Origin of the sequence: Synechocystis sp. LKSZ1, from assembly GCF_040436315.1 — a bacterium.
GTDB lineage: Bacteria > Cyanobacteriota > Cyanobacteriia > Cyanobacteriales > Microcystaceae > Synechocystis.
The window spans coordinates 2,227,470-2,243,751 of record NZ_AP031572.1; the positions used below are offsets into that span (position 1 = coordinate 2,227,470).

11 protein-coding genes and 1 pseudogene are annotated in these 16,282 nt (G+C 52.1%); 3 read left to right on the forward strand and 9 right to left on the reverse strand.

Annotation, left to right across the window (positions count from 1 at the left end; genetic code table 11):
• Window positions 1-43: 43 nt before the first annotated feature.
• Entirely contained in the window at window positions 44-4,225 is a 4,182-nt protein-coding gene (locus tag ABXS88_RS10235) for a PAS domain S-box protein (RefSeq protein ID WP_353671946.1), read from the reverse strand.
• A gap of 116 nt (window positions 4,226-4,341) precedes the next feature.
• The gene (locus ABXS88_RS10240) at window positions 4,342-4,563 is read right to left on the reverse strand and encodes a ferredoxin-thioredoxin reductase variable chain (RefSeq protein WP_353671947.1); all 222 of its coding nucleotides are present in this window, start codon (window positions 4,561-4,563) and stop codon (window positions 4,342-4,344) included.
• 207 nt (window positions 4,564-4,770) lie between these two features.
• Here ABXS88_RS10240 and rpsN point away from each other — a divergent pair, with 207 nt between their 5' ends.
• Together rpsN and ABXS88_RS10250 are read left to right on the forward strand one after the other, a co-directional pair.
• The gene (gene rpsN, locus ABXS88_RS10245) at window positions 4,771-5,073 is read left to right on the forward strand and encodes a 30S ribosomal protein S14 (RefSeq protein ID WP_353671948.1); all 303 of its coding nucleotides are present in this window, start codon (window positions 4,771-4,773) and stop codon (window positions 5,071-5,073) included.
• 555 nt (window positions 5,074-5,628) lie between these two features.
• Window positions 5,629-7,077 carry a GAF domain-containing protein gene (locus ABXS88_RS10250; protein WP_353671949.1) on the forward strand — a complete coding sequence of 483 codons (1,449 nt, stop codon included), beginning with the start codon at window positions 5,629-5,631 and terminating at the stop codon, window positions 7,075-7,077.
• Between the two features lie 10 nt (window positions 7,078-7,087).
• Here the strand turns inward: ABXS88_RS10250 and ABXS88_RS10255 are convergent, their stop codons facing one another.
• The 4 genes and pseudogenes from ABXS88_RS10255 to ABXS88_RS10270 form a co-directional block, all read right to left on the reverse strand.
• Window positions 7,088-8,740, reverse strand: a complete 1,653-nt coding sequence (locus tag ABXS88_RS10255) for an acetolactate synthase large subunit (RefSeq protein WP_353671950.1) — start codon at window positions 8,738-8,740, stop codon at window positions 7,088-7,090.
• Window positions 8,741-8,813: 73 nt separating this feature from the next.
• Window positions 8,814-10,355 (reverse strand): pitrilysin family protein, encoded by a 1,542-nt coding sequence (locus ABXS88_RS10260; RefSeq protein WP_353671951.1) that lies wholly within the window; start codon window positions 10,353-10,355, stop codon window positions 8,814-8,816.
• A 60-nt stretch (window positions 10,356-10,415) separates the two neighbouring features.
• Window positions 10,416-11,105: pseudogene (locus ABXS88_RS10265) on the reverse strand (biopolymer transporter ExbD); the annotation flags it as partial.
• Window positions 11,106-11,155: 50 nt separating this feature from the next.
• Window positions 11,156-11,830, reverse strand: coding sequence for a MotA/TolQ/ExbB proton channel family protein (locus tag ABXS88_RS10270; protein ID WP_353671952.1), 675 nt, complete (start codon window positions 11,828-11,830; stop codon window positions 11,156-11,158).
• A 381-nt stretch (window positions 11,831-12,211) separates the two neighbouring features.
• On the opposite strand from ABXS88_RS10270, the gene ABXS88_RS10275 reads away from it, so the two are divergent.
• Window positions 12,212-13,177 carry a serine hydrolase gene (locus tag ABXS88_RS10275; RefSeq protein WP_353671953.1) on the forward strand — a complete coding sequence of 322 codons (966 nt, stop codon included), beginning with the start codon at window positions 12,212-12,214 and terminating at the stop codon, window positions 13,175-13,177.
• A 66-nt stretch (window positions 13,178-13,243) separates the two neighbouring features.
• Here the strand turns inward: ABXS88_RS10275 and ABXS88_RS10280 are convergent, their stop codons facing one another.
• From ABXS88_RS10280 to fabD, 3 genes are all read right to left on the reverse strand, one after another.
• Window positions 13,244-13,714 (reverse strand): hypothetical protein, encoded by a 471-nt coding sequence (locus ABXS88_RS10280; RefSeq protein ID WP_353671954.1) that lies wholly within the window; start codon window positions 13,712-13,714, stop codon window positions 13,244-13,246.
• On the reverse strand, window positions 13,702-15,159 hold the full coding sequence (gene cysS, locus ABXS88_RS10285) for a cysteine--tRNA ligase (RefSeq protein ID WP_353671955.1): 1,458 nt from the start codon (window positions 15,157-15,159) through the stop codon (window positions 13,702-13,704). Before cysS ends, ABXS88_RS10280 begins: the two co-directional genes overlap by 13 nt.
• 136 nt (window positions 15,160-15,295) lie before the next feature.
• On the reverse strand, window positions 15,296-16,174 hold the full coding sequence (gene fabD / locus ABXS88_RS10290; RefSeq protein WP_353671956.1) for an ACP S-malonyltransferase: 879 nt from the start codon (window positions 16,172-16,174) through the stop codon (window positions 15,296-15,298).
• Between the last annotated feature and the right edge of the window lie 108 nt (window positions 16,175-16,282).

The following is a 16,282-nucleotide window of genomic DNA, read 5'->3' on the forward strand; positions in this document are numbered from 1 at the left end:
GGCCCCTCCGGCTCAACCCCATCAACCGCGCCATCTATGATGTCTACGGGGCCAGGAGCGTCTCGATCAGGGCCAGTAGTTCCTTTAACTTAACGGGTTTGCTGATGTATTCGTTGGCCCCTGCGGCTAAACAGCGTTCCCGGTCTCCCTCCATGGCCAGGGCCGTGAGGGCAATAATCGGTGTCTGGGTCAGGTCAGGGTTGGCCCGAATCCGTTGGATGGCTTCTAGACCACTAATGCGGGGCATTTGAATATCCATCAAAATCAAGTCGGGATGATGGGCCTCTGCCAGCGCAAGGGCTTCCTCACCATCCTTAGCGGAGAGCAGACGGTATCCCTTGACTTGTAGATAGCCGACCATCGTCAATGCATTAGCGGCATTATCCTCAGCCAATAGCAGGAGGGGGGGAGTGTCCCGCGCAGTCAAGGGAATTGTTTTATCCGCGACGGCTTCTGGCTGTCGTTCCGAAGGTAGTGATACGCAGGGCAGGTCAATACTAAAGCAACTCCCCACCCCCACTTCGCTAGTTAAGCTCACCTGACCACCGTGGAGCTCGACCAAACGCTTGACCAGGGCCAGGCCTAAGCCAGTGCCTTCATATTGGCGATTCAGGTCGCTATCCACTTGTATGAAGGGTTGAAACAACTTTTGAATGTCCTGATCGCTAATACCAATGCCCGTATCCTTCACAGCAATCCGCACAAAATCCGTCAAGGGGGGAGGCTCCGTTTGCAAAAAACGCTCCACGCTTTCTTGGGGTTGGCGATAAATACGGACACGGGTAATTCCCTCTTCCGTCGTGGTGGTTAGCGGCTGGGGAATATAACTAACGGCTAGGGTTACGGTGCCCCCTGGGGGCGTAAACTTGACAGCATTATTCAACAGATTGATCAGTACCTGCCGAATCCGACGCTCATCCACCCACAGATCGGGCAGTCGGGCCGGGAACTGAGTCTCTAACTGAATTCCTTTTTGTGAGGCATGATGCTTGATAAAGTCCAGGCTCGATTGACACAGGGGAATCACTGGCGTCACAACCTGATCGAGCACCAGATGGCCGGCCTCAATCTTAGCTAGATCAAGAATATCGTTAATCAAAGACAGTAGATGACTGCCACTGCGCTCAATAGTAACGATGGCCTTACGTTGTTCTGGGGTTATGGCCCCAAAGATTTCCTCCTGTAGTCCTTCGGCCATGCCCAGAATGGCATTGAGGGGTGTTCGTAGTTCATGGCTGGTATTGGCTAAAAATTCATCCTTGAGACGATTGGCTCGGGTTAATTCCTCGTTAGCCTGAGCCAACTGCTGGTTCCGTTCGTCGATCAGTTTTTGGGCCTGTTGCCGTTCCTGCAATTCCTGTTGTAACTGCTGAAAGAGGTCGGCCTGCTGAATGGCAATGGCCAATTGGTTAGACAGGTGCTGGCAAAAGTCGATTTCCTCCAGTTGCCACTGACGCGTTCGATGACACTGGTGCAGACAGAGCAGACCCCACAGTTGGCCCCCACAGAGGAGGGGCATCACCAAATTGGCCCGAACCTGAATTAAGGATAGGACATTAGTATGGCATTCCTCCAAATCATAGATATTTTCCATGGCGGCGTACCGCCCTTGTTGATAAAGGGGAGCGAACTTATCCCCAAAGCAATGGTCATGGATATGAATACCCACCACGGATAAAATTCCCTCACCAAAGGACTCTGCAACAAATTCTCCGTCATCACAGCCCGAATCGGGATAGAACTTAAAGATGCCCACCCGGTCCACCCCCATCACCACCCGAATTTCCTGGCAAGCGGTATCAAAGATCCTTTGCAAATCCAGGGATTGGCGAATGCGCTGGCTGATCTCCGCCAATAGAGTTGCCCGTTCCGCTCGTTGACGGCGGATGTCTTCTTCCTCAATCCACTCCGTAATATCCCGAGCAATGGCAAACATTTTATCCTCGCTAATTACCGTTCGCCATTCAAGCCAACGATAGGAGCCGTCCTGACAGCGATAGCGATTGGTGAAGTCAGGAATTGCTCGGTGAACCATCAGTTCAGCGGCAATATCTTTGGTTTTTTGCCAGTCATCAGGGTGGACGTAATCCATGAAGTAGGCCCCCTCCAGTTCCGCCACCTCGTAGCCTAAAACCTCCGTCCATTGCTGGTTAACCCGTACAATTCGGCCATCTAAGGTGCCGATATACATCAGGTCAAGAGACAGGGAAAAGAAACGATTTAATTCCTCGGATTTGGCTTGGAAGGCCAACTCAGCCGCTTTCCGGGTTGTTAAGTCGAGTACGGTGCCAACGATTTGTACAACTTTTCCCGTTGCGTCTGTCAGGGGCTCTCCCCGAGCCAGGCAATAGCCGAGACTCCCGTCGGTTCGATAAAAACGGCATTCTATCTCGTAGGGCCTGGCCTGGCTAATGGCATTCTGTACCACTTGCGCATGGAGACTACGATCCTCTGGATGTAGAAGGGTTTGGAGTTCCTCAAAAGTCGGGGCTCCCAGGGCCTGGGGCCGGCCAAAAAGTCGGAAAATTTCCTCTGACCAAATACTCTCGCCCGTTGCCACATCAAACTCATAACTCCCCACTTGGGCAATACGTTGAGCCGTTCTGAGGTTGGCTTCCCGTTTGCGGAGTTGAATTTCTGCCCGTTTCTGCTCGGTGATATCGGTGAGCAGGGACATGGAACCCATAAATTGTCCTTGATCATCTAAAACAGGGCTAGCAGAAGCCAGGACGAGAAGGGCCCTGCCATCGGGCCGACGGAGGGGGAGTTCATAGTGCTCACTGATCCCTTGCCGACGCCAAGCAAGATGCTGTTCCACGAAGGCCTGATCCTTATCCGCGACAAATTCAAACAAAGACCGCCCCGGCATGTCCTCAACACGGGTTCCCAGCATCGCCGCCAGAGCCGGATTACAAAACAGGGTTTTCGCGTCGGCATCAATCACCCAAATCCCTTCCAGGGCCGTTTCAAAAACTTGTCGATATTTGGCTTCACTGCGACGCAGGGCCAACTCGATGGTTTTACGTTCACTAATATCCCGAAAAATGCCTTGAATTAGGGTATGGTTCTGTACTTCAATCACTGAAGCGGTAATATCAACAGGCACTAACTCCCCATTCCGACAGAGAAAATTAACGTCATGTACCTGGGAACGTCTTTGCTCGGCCAAGTCCTCAAAGGCCTGGATCACTTTCGGCACATCCTCAGGGTGATGGAGTTGGCTAAAATGCATCCCCATTAATTCTGTCCGTGGGTAGCCGAGAAGCATTTCTGCCTTACGATTGACTTCTAAAATATAGCCTTGCTGATTGGCCAGAATGATGGCATCCCCAGCCCCTTCCATTAGGGCCTGGTAGCGAATTTTTTGGGCTTCTAGCTCTTCCGTTCGCTGGATCACCCGAGTTTCTAACTCTGTATTTAATCGTTGTAATTCCAGTTCCGCTTCCGTCAGTTGGGTAATGTCCTGCACCGTTCCCTGACAAAAATAAGGAACACCCTCCTCGGTGTAGAGGGTTTCGCACTGCTCCTGGAGGTACTTAATGCGACCATCGGGCATCAGCAAACGATGCACAATGTCGTAGGGAAGGCCATTATCGAGGTGTTGCGTAAAGGCTTCGTTGACCCGTTCTCGATCCTCTGGATGCACAAGGTCTAAGAACGCTTCGTAGGAAACCTCGAATTGCTCTGGATCTAACTCAAAGATCCGAAAGACTTCCTCCGACCAATAGGCCTGATGGCTTTGCAAGTCCATCTCCCAACTGCCAACGTGGGCGATTCGTTGGCTATCCCGTAACCGTTGGGCCGAAAGGGTGTTAGCCGTGCTGTCTGGGTTCAGGGCCTGGAGAAGATTATCCCGTGTGATCAGGCCCAGGAGATGGCCCTGCTCATCCAGGAGGGGGAGGCTCGGACAGCAATTTTGTTGAAATTTGCGAATGAGACGGAGGGGGTCATTTAATTCCCAGGGCCGCAGACTGGCCTGGAGGGGATGCAAGACCTCTGCTACAGTGACCGTTGCCAGGGCCTGATTTTGCACCAGGGCCTCCACAATATCGCGCTCGGCTAACATGCCAACAATTTTTTCTTCGGCTATAACCAGCAAACAGCCGCAACGGGAGCCCAAGGGCCAACGTCCCAATTCTGTAATCACAGCCTGGAGGGTCATAGCCGGCGAGATCGTGACCGGATTGCGAATAATACTCGACTCAATGGCCTGGGGCGTGAGCATTGTTCTCGGGACAAAAGCGTCTGCCTTAATTATCCCTTCCTAATCCCGAGGGCAACTGCTTTTAGGCAAAATTCGTGGTAATTACTTAGGCGAGAATTAGTGTTTGCGGTAATTACCTAGATGAGAGTCAGTTCATTCTCCCGAAAATGGGCCTTAAAACGCTTGTCAAATTGCACCAGTACCGGCAGATTGGCACTAATCGGTCTCCCTTGCCATTCCGTTAGCACAGCAAGCACCTCCCCTTCTAAATCCTTGAGGTCAAAGGCCTCTGGCCGATGCTGGGGATGATGGTAAACAATAACGGAACTGGTCACACGGACACGATCGCCAACTTTCATAACACTCTAGCTTTTGGTTTCTCTTTGATTCAAGGATGGGTCAATCAACCCCAAACAGCCTTAATATTCTGGCATAGGTTGGTGACGAACTTTTGCCCTGCAACAGTTTGTTACGGCCTTGAGTGGGAGAGGGTCTAGGAGAATCCCAAGCAATGTGATAGCATAGGAAACGCTGATTTTTAGATAAATTGCTAGTCCTAAGTCCCTATGGCCAAAAAATCCATGATCGAGCGAGATAAGCGCCGCAGTCGCTTAGTCGCCAAGTATGCCGCCAAACGAGAAGCCTTAAAAGAAGAATTTCGCCAAGCTGAAACCCTCGAAGACAAACTCTTGGCCCACCAAAAAATTCAACAACTGCCCCGCAACAGTGCGCCTTCCCGCCGTCGTAATCGCTGTCAAGTCACGGGTCGTCCCCGTTCCTACTACCGTGATTTTGGCCTGTGCCGTAATGTGCTCCGGGAATGGGCCCACCAAGGCCTCCTGCCGGGGGTCGTCAAATCCAGTTGGTAAGCTTGTACTTGGTCTCTACTCTGCTAGAGACCCCGTTTTTTTAGGTCGCTTCCTTAGAAGCATCGATCATCTCCACAAGCATAGGAGCGACCTAAGCAGATTTTTTAACCTTCATATCCATCGTCTCTAGGCTGCCTAAGCAATGCTCCCCACATAATGGCTGTCGAGCCGGAAAGACGGCCCTCTTGCTGGAGATGATAGCTTGGGTATCTGGATACACTTTCCCTTCGTTTTCGTTGACGGTAGTCTAGGCGATGGGCAATTAATCGCCGATTCCTATAGTTCTCTTTCCTTATACTAGGTGAAAGATGTCGATATATATCCATTGAGTTTTATCTCGAATATACTCATTTAGCTTTATTTAAAAGTAGCAAGACCCCATCATTTCTTCTTGGAACTCCCTTTTTCCAAGATTTCCTATGGCTAGGGGAAAGTTTTGACATGAATTTTCATTGATTTGAACTACAATAGGGGAGTCTTAAGGTATGAAGCTGGTTCGGTGCTGGTAACTTCCTAGCCCTATTCACTGGCTATAGGCCTGATTTAGGTGTGGTAATGTCTCCAGAGAATACTGCGTTTCAGTTTTCGTCCGATTACATCCTGGCCTGTCCGCTAGATCAATTGTCTCCCGGCGCGCGAGAAACCAAACGCTTTGAGGCGATCCAGTCCCTGGGTTTGCTTGGTCAAGTTACCCTTCCCTGCTTTGACGAAGCCCTTCAGATTGTCTCTCAGGTTCTGCGCTTTCCCCTGGGGCAAGTTACCCTCCTGGTTCACGAACAAGCTTGGGTTAAGGCAGCCGTGGGTTTATCTATCCTGAATTTTTCCCATCCCTTGGCCCGCCAACAGCCATTACCCCGCCAGGATACCTTGGCTTCCTTGGTCGCCGATAGTCAGGCCCCGGTCTATTCGCCAAATCTGGCCACTGATCCGCTCTTTTGTCCGAGTGTTTTTCACCAATACTTGGGAATTCAGGCTTATATCGGTGTTCCCCTAATCACCCATAGTGGTCAGTGTATTGGCTGTTTAGAGGTGTTGGATCTTGTTCCTCACCCCTTCCTCGGCCACGAATTGGCCCTGATGAGTGTGACGGCCCGCTGGTGTATGGCGGAAATTGAGCGGGTAGCCTTGCCCAATACGCTTGTCACCAACGCCAGTCCATCGCCCGTAACTGAAAAAACTGAATTTCTGGCCCCGCTGAAATTACAACTCCTTTACCAACTCATTCAGCAAACTCAGCCAGCTTTAACGGCAGTGATTGGTATGTCTCGGGTTCTTGCCAATGAGGTTTTTGGGCAACTCAATACGAAGCAACAGGAATATCTTGAAATTATTAACCATAGTGGCAAAACGATTCATACCCTGATGGCAGAAATTCTCAGTTTAGAGGCCCCCGTCACCGCCTCATCCCACCGGCAGATTAGCCTAGTGGACGTGGGGATGCTTGCCCAACAGGTGATCGCCTACCTGACTGCCATCGCCCAGCAAAAACAGCAATCTCTCCAGCTATCCCTGGCCTCGGCGCAACGGGTTTGGCCCCTCGACAAACACGGTATTCGCCAAGCTTTCCACTACTTAATGCTCAGTATGCTGGATACCGCAGAGCCCAACGGGGAAGTTCACATTCATATTTGGGGAGACCAGCCAACACTCAATGCAACACTCTGGTTGACGCATCCCGAGATTGGCGCCGGCCTTCCCCATATCCATCTGCCGCTAACTGATGCGATCACGATTCCGGTCATTCCGCCAATACGAAGGGAAGTCAATGACCCTAGTCGGCTTTCCCCAGAACAGGCCCTGACTATCGCTCAACTCAAGTCTTTCCTAGCTCAAGATGAGACGCTTCCCGATGCTTTGTCCCCCCATTTACTGGGTTTGATTTTAGGTTGTTATTTTCTCGAAGAGCATGGCGGCCATCTTTTCATCGAAGGGGATTCGCAAACAGGCTATAAGTACCTATTGCAGATTCCGGTGATGGAGTCGAGTGAAACATCTGATCCCTGAGTCGCTGCCCCTATTCCCAGATGTCACAGGTTAAATCCCCGGCTTTTTGGGAAAAACGCATATTTTCTCGATAATCCACCGGGCAATCGATCACGGTGGGAATTGGCTGGGCCAGGGCCTCCTGGAGGATGGGAATGAGGTCAGCGGCGTTGCTCACTCGATAGCCTTTGAGGCCCATACTTTCGGCAAATTTCACAAAATCGGGATTACCAAATTTGACAAAGGCCGCTTCGCCAAATTGATTGATCTGTTTCCATTCGATCAGGCCATAGCCATTGTCGTTAAAAATCAGGGTGACAAAGGGGGTTCCAACCCGCAGGGCTGTCTCTAGTTCCTGGCAGTTCATCATGAAGCCCCCATCCCCCGTGACCGCTACGACCTTGCGCTGGGGATAGACAAGCTTGGCGGCTAGGGCTCCTGGAATGGCAATGCCCATGGCGGCAAAACCATTGGAAATGAGGCAAGTATTGGGGGCATCGCAGTGATAATGGCGAGCCATCCACATCTTATGGGCCCCCACATCGGAAATGACAATATCCTCGGCTCCCATCACTTGGCGCAGGTCGTAGATTAACTTCTGGGGCTTAACGGGAAAGCCTTCATCCTGGGCATAGTGTTCGTATTCGGCACGAATATCGGCCCGGAGCGTTGTACCATAGGGGGCTGTTTTGCCCTGACGGTCGGCCCGTTTCAACAAATCAAGCAGGGAATCAGAGATATCTCCTACCACTTCCACCAGGGGAATATAACTGCTGTCGATCTCCGCTGGGGTCATGCCAATGTGAATAATCGGCAGGTCGCCCTGAGGATTCCATTTTTTGGGGGAGTATTCGATGAGATCGTAGCCCACGGCAATCACCAGGTCACTGCGTTCAAAGGCACAGGTAATATGATCCCGTTGTTGCAGGCCCACCGTCCACAGGGCCAGGGGATGGGTATAGGGAATACTGCCCTTGCCCATAAAGGTGTTGGCCACTGGGATATTTAAGAGCGTTGCAAATTCCGTCAAGGCCTCGCTGGCCCCGGCCCGAATGGCCCCATTGCCAGCCAGGATTAGCGGATTTTTGGCCTTGGAGATGGCAATTGCGGCATTATTGAGGGTTTTAAAGGCGGCATAGACTTTTTCCTGCTGGTCTCGGTTGAGGGGTTGGCCTGTGGCGGGCATGGCGGCGATGTTTTCCGGTAGATCAATGTGAGTTGCCCCCGGTTTTTCCGATTGGGCCCGTTTAAAGGCCTTGCGAACTACCTCCGGCGTAATGCTGGGGCGCACAATTTGACGATTCCACTTGGTGACAGGGCTAAACATGGCCACCAAATCGAGGTACTGGTGGGATTCAATGTGCATGCGGTCGGTTCCCACTTGGCCGGTTATGGCCACTAGGGGCGCACCATCGAGGTTGGCGTCGGCTACCCCCGTCAGCAGATTTGTGGCCCCAGGGCCAAGGGTGGATAAACAAACTCCAGCTTTGCCCGTCAGACGGCCATAGACATCGGCCATAAAGGCGGCCCCTTGTTCGTGGCGCGTCGTGATAAAGCGAATGGAGGAGTGTTTTAAGGCCTCTAGGATATGTAAATTCTCTTCCCCCGGCAGGCCAAAAATATACTCAACGCCTTCGTTTTCCAGGCATTGCACCAATAATTCCGCCGTGTTTAAGTCTCCCATACGCTCTTTTCCCCTCTCGCATTCCTTGATCTTGGGCCTTTGTCTAGCCTAACGAATTTAGCTAGGGATTAGCCTAGTTGGGAGTATCAGCGGGAAGAATGCGGCCAATGGTGCGATTTTCCGGGGTAAAGGTTTGACGGGCCACCCGCTGAATATCCGCTGGGGTAACGGCGGCCACTGCTTCTAGTTGTTGAAACAAATTACGCCAGTCGCCAGTTTTAACTTCGTACTCCGCCAACAGTCGGGCCATGCCCTGATTAGAATCTAGGGACCGTAGGAGGTCGGCCTGGAGTTGATTTTTGACTCGTTCCAATTCTTCCGGTGTGACGGGCTCCTGTTTCAGTCGTTCAATTTCCTGGCCCAGGGCCTGAGCCAGGGTCGTAAGGTCAGTGTTCGGTGTACTCTGAGCGTAGAAGAGCATCAGGTTGGGGTACTTATCCCCCGGAAAGCCGTTGAACCCTTGGGCAGTCAGGGCCACTTGTTGATCCTGCACTAGGGCCTGGTAGAGGCGAGAGGTGCGGCCATCACTCATCAGGGTGGCAATGACCTCGTAGACCGCATTATCGGGATGACTCATGGCCGGGCGATGATAGCCCTCTAGGTACCAGGGCTGGGAAGGCAAACGCAGGGTAATGGTGCGAGTCTGTTGTTGGGGCGGTTCAACGACGGTCAGGGTTGGCGGTTGGGGCCGGGCCGGAAAACGACCAAAATAGCGTTGAGCAAGCGTCTTTACCTGTTGGGGATCCACATCTCCCACAATCACTAGGGTCAAATTGGCTGGCCCGTAGTAGGCTTCAAAAAAATCCGTCACATCCTGGCGACTCAGGTTACGGATATCGGCATCGTAGCCGATCACGGGTCGCTTGTAGGGATGCTTCACAAAGGCCTGATCTAAAAAGGCTTCTACCATCCGGCCCATGGGGTTATTCTCGGTACGCATCCGCCGCTCTTCGAGAATCACCTGTTGCTCCTGGTAAAAACCACGAAAAACCGGCTCTAAAAAGCGCTCTGATTCCAGGGACATCCAGAGTTCCAGTTTATTGGCAGGCAAGCTGTAGAAGTACATGGTGGCATCCGCCGAGGTGGCCGCATTCAGGCCAACTCCTCCAGCCATTTGGATAATTTGGCTAAATTCATTGGGCTTAACGTACTTTTCAGCCTCGGCCTGTACTTGCTCGAACTGCTTTTGCAGGGCCGGATTGGGCTTTTCTCCCTGTAGTCGAGCCGCTCGGATCTGCAGGGCCAATTGATCGAGTTGATCCAGTAATTTCCGTTCTGCAGCGTAGTCCTGGGTGCCAATGCGACGGGTTCCCTTAAAGGCTAAATGTTCTAGAAAGTGGGCCACGCCGGTTTTACCCTCCGGTTCATCCACACCACCAACATCAGCATAGGTAAAGAAGGAAACAACGGGGGCCGCGTGGTTTTCGAGCACAATGACTTTCAGCCCGTTTTCCAGAGAGAACTCTGTGATCTGGTCTTGCACCTGTTGCAGATAGGGCGCGTAGGTCAGAGAGGGAGGGGCCGCTAGGGCCCAAGGAGGACAGGCCAGGCAAAACCACAGGCCAACCAGGAAAAAGCCGGCCCAGCGACAGGGCCGCCAACAAAAAAAATTCATAGTCGATTAGCGTGGGGTCGTGGTTTCTGGATTGGGGGGAGTCAGACCAGGCAAATTGGGGGCCGGGGGGACATTGGGAAGAGTGGGGTTGGCACCAGAGGGGGCAAGGGATGGATTGCCAAAGCTGTTATTAGGTAGGCTGCCGGGTAGGGGATTGGCAAAATTAGGAGCAGGATTATTGCCGGGTACATTCAGTCCCGGTGTATTAAAGCCATTGGGCAAGGTGCCGTTACCCAGACCCGAATTAAAGTTATTAGAGCCAGTGCTTGGTTTAGCTTCACCCGGTAGGGTCGCCAGGGCCACACGGTCGCCCCCGACCTGACGCAATAAATCCAGAAGTTGCACAACGTCGTTATAACTGGCATTACGGGAGGCATGGAGCACAATCAGGCCCTGGGGATTGTATTGGTGATAATTTTTGAGGGCACTGGAAAGCTGGGACTCAGTCACGGGCTGTTTTTCAACGTAGAGTTGGCCCAGATCATCTAGGCTGACCATAAACATTTCCCGCATTTGGGGAGTACCAGTACTAGCCCGAGGTAGATCTAAACTAATGGCCTGCTGGCGGGAAAGGCCCACGGCCCCCAGGATAAAAAAGGTCAAAATGCAAAAAACTACATCGATCAGAGGCACGATTTCAATACGAGTTTCCCCCTGGTCGTGGCCATGGTCTTGCCAAAGCTTTAAGGGACGGGTTGGATGATAAACCGATAATTTACGCGGAGACTTGGAGGAGGGGGAGGCAGGCATAGCAATAGCTCTTAGGGGTAAAGGGGCAATAAGACGGCGGGTTGCTGGCCCTAGCTCGACGCACTTTCGGAATAGGGATGGGCTTCTTCATATTGAGCCTCTTCCTCTAGCCAGCGCTGACGATAAATAACCTCCAGTGCTCCTCCAGCCTTACGAAAGACCCGCATTTGGTTAAACCACAGGCCCTGGAAAAGACGATAAAAAGCTAAGCTAATAATGGCAATAATCAGGCCGGCGGCGGTGGAAATTAAGGATTCGGCAATCCCCAGGGTAACACCTGTCGTGGAAGAGGTGCCCAGGTCGCTTATCTGGATCGAGCCAAGGGATTGGATCAGACCCAATACTGTCCCCAACAGGCCTAAGAGGGGAGATAAGGCAATAATCGCTTCTAAAATTTTGTCCCCCCGACGCATCAGGGCCAGTTCGTCATCGGCAGCGGATTCCAGGGCCAAATGGAAAATTTCTGGGTCTGGGTGGGGTAAGCGTAGGGGGGCCAGTAAATATTTAGCAATGGGGTACTTTTGACTTTCCTTGGCTACCCGGATGGCCAGATCCCAATCCCGACTTGCGGTATCGAGGATACGGTCAGTTACTTGCTGGTTCCCCAGAACAATCTGGCCCCAAAACCAGAGGCGCTCAATAATAGTACTAACAGATAAGATCGATAGGAAGAGGAGGGGCCACATAGCCAGCCCGCCTTTTTGCATCAGCTCGATGGGATTCACAGGATTTCGTTACCTCCAGTACTACTTATCTGTTTTGTATCGTTACAATTGTGGCATACTCCCGCAGTTCTTGAAGGGGAATCGGCTGGTTAGACTGATAGGGGCAAATTATGCAACCAAGCTGACGCTTTCAGAAGCAGCCCACCAACTCACGAAGGATTTCGAGTACGGGGAAGCGTTCCGTCAAAATCGCTAACGGTTACGTCGGGTGGTGCTACCGAACAACGACTCAAATGTTTTTAAGACTGTTTTATAGAGGGAAGCAAGAATCTTAAAATTTAAGGCCTTGACTCCCCAAGCACTCACTTTTTTGCCGTAACCCAGGTCTAGGACTCTCACAAAATGTTGTTTTCCCTGCCGCGCCGCCAATTTACACGATGCTTGACTGCTGCAACGATTGCCACCCTGATCTCGCCCGTCAGTCGTCAGGCCATGGCCAAGAAGCCTGATATGGATTCTCAAATTATTGACTTATTCCAGTCATTACCAGGCCAGACCGCAGTCAAACTGAAAACTGTGAATCAGAATCAGGTTTGGGACGTCAGTTTAGCGCCGGAATTACCCTTGTTTTGTGGTAGTGCCTTTAAAGTTTATGTTTTAACAGTATTTCTCCGCCAAATGGAACAGGGAAAAGTGAGTTTGACGGACGTATTGAGGGTAGATGATCGAGTGAGGGTGCTTTCCAGTCCCGTCTTTGAAACCTTAACCGGTGAAACGACTGCTTTAATTGCCCTGGAAGCCATGATGATGCACAGTGATAATACGGCCACCGACTTAATCTTGGCTAAGGTTACTCCCCAAGCTGTCCGAGAGTTTATTCAGACCATTGGTTTAAAGCAAACCTTCATTCCAGACAGTATTAACATCATGTTGTCCTATCTGCTGGGGGCCAAGAGCGGCGAGGATTGGGGATGGGCAAAAATCAAAGCTGCGGCTGATAAAAATGAACGAACCTCTCGCTCCATTGTCAATAACCAACAAACGATGACCGCTTCTGCTCAGGATTTTGTGACTTTTTATGAGCAAGCTTTACAGGGCGCTTTGTTTACCGAAGCTAAAACCCTCGGTATCTTTAAGCGCATGTTGACCTTGCCCTCGATTTTATGGGATTTTATCCCACCGGGGGCCTTCGGTTACGTCAAAGGAGGCAGTATTGATTGGCCGCCCCAATATGCCCTCTGTATCGCTGGCGGCGTCAGTTTTCGCCCCGACTGCTGGACTTACTACACGTATTTAATCAATTGGGATGATCCCAGTGGTAAACAAAGGGCCCTGGCGGCCAACCAATTTTTAGCGGCTGTTAAAACGAGTTTGGAGCTTGTTCGCTCTGCAACAGCGGCACCCTAGAGCCCATGGGTCAGCAGATAGCAAGACAGAAAGCATAAACCTTTTGTGAGCGTTAGGTTAGGGCGACTAGGTTCCAACGGCAATTTTCCCCCGGCCTTGATCAACCGGAATTTCTTGACCATTCTGATCAATTTTAATCAGGTGGAGGGTTTGGCCGAGTTTCCCTTTTAAAAACCATTCCTGGGGTTGTGTCCCTCCCACATCGACTTCCCCTTGCAGACGCACTGTTTGGGGGTTGACCGTTAGCTGGAGATAGGGATTATGGGACTGGCCTGCCACAATATTGGTGTATTGCTCTAGTAACTGGCCCTGGGGGCTGTAGATGGCCACCACGAGTTGGTCAATAGCCTGGGTTTGGCCCTGGCCCTGTTCTGTAATCCGGCCAGCAGTCAGATCATCGGGATAGTGAAGGGAGCCTTCTAAGTGATAACCCTGTTGCCCCGTCCACTGGAAGGTTAGGGTTGTCGCCAGGGCCGGTTGCGCTAAACTGAGGCCAATCAACAAAAAACCGACCAGGAATATCCCTAGCGATGCCATTGGGTCAGGCCCCCCGGCTGATCAATTAAGGTAATCCCCTGGGCCTGGAGCAAGTCCCGCAGACGATCGCCTTCGGCAAAATTTTTGGACTGGCGGGCTGCAGTTCGTTGTTGGATCAGGGCCTCGATCTCCGCATCGGTGAGTCCTGTCGGCCCTGAACGATGCTCCTCAACGGGGGCTGGGGCCTTGAAGCCTAGAACTTGGGCCAACGACACCAGGGTCTGCCAATGGGATTCGAGTTGCTGGGCATCAGCATCAATCTGGCCCTGATGGGTGAGCAAATTGCCTTGACGACGTAGCTCCTTAGCTAACTCAAACAGCACCACCAGGCCCCCGGCAAAGTTGAAGTCATCATCCACAGCCTGGTGAAAGGCCTGGGTGTAGGCATTGCTATCCGGCTGGAGGGCCAAGGGTTTAAGCGTCCAACCGAGTTTGCTGCCGTACTGCTCTCCAAAACGAAGGCCTTCCGCTAGGGTCTGCCAGCCATTACTGGCGGCCTGCAGGGCCTCCGGGGCAAAGTCCAGCGGCTTACGATAATGGCCCTGCAATACGAGTAAACGAACGGCCATGGGATCTATCTCAGTGAGCAAATCTCGAATCGTGGTGAAATTTCCCAGGGACTTCGACATTTTTTCCCCCCCGACCTTCACCATGCCATTGTGCAACCAGTAACGGGCCAGCGGATGCCCGGTGGCCGCCTCCGATTGGGCGATTTCGTTTTCGTGGTGAGGAAAGATCAGGTCACTCCCTCCTACATGTAAATCAATGGTTTCGCCCAGGTGTTCCCTTACCATGGCTGAGCATTCGATGTGCCACCCCGGCCGGCCACTACCCCAGAGTGATTCCCAGGCCGGTTCCCCCGGTTTAGCGGCCTTCCAAAGGGCAAAATCAAAGGGGTCTTGTTTCTTCGCCGCTTCAATATCTTCTACCTCCACCCGGCCACTGGCCCCGGCCTGAAGGTCTTCCAACTTACGCCCCGAGAGCTTACCGTAATCGGGAAAACGTCGTACCGCATAGTAAACATCGCCTTGGGCCGGATAAGCATAGCCTTTATTTTCCAGTTCCGCCACCAGACGTTTAATGCCATCTAAACTATGGGTTGCACGGGGATAGGCATCGGCGGCCTGCACCTGGAGCGCTGCCATATCCTCAAAATAGGCATCAATAAACCGTTCCGAAATAGCCTCCATGGTGGTGCCTTCCGCCTTGGCCCGGTTCAGAATTTTGTCATCAATGTCAGTGAAGTTTTGGATATAGGTAACTTGATAACCCAACCACTGCAAGTAATGCCGGACAACATCCCAGGTTAAACAAGTGCGGGCATGGCCCAGATGACAATAGTCATAGACCGTAATGCCACAGCAATACATTTTGACTTTGCCTGCTTCTAGGGGCTGAAAGGCTTCTTTACGACGGCTCAGGGTGTTGTAGAGGCGGAGGGTCATAGCTATCAAACAGTGTTCCTCTCCTACCTTACCCCGAACCGGGGAACAATGTCTGTAGAGGAATATTCAGCGTTCTGGAATCATTGCAGGGACGAGTTTTGGCCTGTATTGTAAGCGAGACAGTACAAGCAAAGGTCTACTCAGCCAAATCCGCCGGGCCAGAAATATTTTTGAGTTCCAGGTCAGGGCAAGTCCGCTTAAACAGGCCCGTGAGCACTTTACCCGGCCCTACTTCCCAAACGCTCGTAACACCGAGGGGAGGCAGGGCCTGCATAATTTCCTGCCAGCGCACCGACCCCGTCATTTGTCGGATTAATCGTTGTTTGAGGATATCCCCAGCCTGGGTCGGGGTGGGATCAACGTTGGATAGAACGGGCACCTGGGCATCCTGGAAGGGCGTATTTTCTAGAATGGCCTGGAATTGTTGGGCCGCTCCGGCCATAAAGGGAGAGTGGAAGGCCCCGGAAACCTTAAGGGGAACAGCCCGCTTGGCCTTCACCTGGGCCAGAATACTATCCACTGCCTCTGGTTTCCCAGAAATCACCACCTGTTCCGCACTGTTATCGTTGGCGAGAACAACATCGGGGGTTGTGGCCAGGAGTTCTAATAATTGAGCCGGGTCAAACTTCATCAGGGCCGCCATTTTGCCTCCCTGGGCCTGGCTCATCAGCTCTGCTCGCTGTTTCACCAATTGTAATCCCGTGGCAAAGTCAAAAACCCCCACGGCGTAGAGGGCCGAATATTCTCCGAGGCTATGGCCGGCTACGTAGGCAGGACTGGCCCCTTGGCCCTTCAAAAGGTCACTCAAAATACTTTCAATCACGTACAAGCAGGGTTGAGTGTACTGCGTCTGGGAGAGTTCCGCCTCATCTCCCTGGCATCGTTCCATCACTGACCAACCCAAAATCTGCTCGGCTTGGGTCAATTTCTCCTGGGCCGATGGGATGGCCGGTAGGTCTTGCCCCATGCCCACGCTCTGCGATCCTTGTCCTGGAAATACCCATGCTGTTGTCATGCCGAAATGCGATCCCACTCACTAAACGGTATTGGACTATACATATAGTCTTCGCCCTTATCTTACCAGGCTGGGTTCACGGTGTTGAGGGGGCAGTTCTAGGGATTG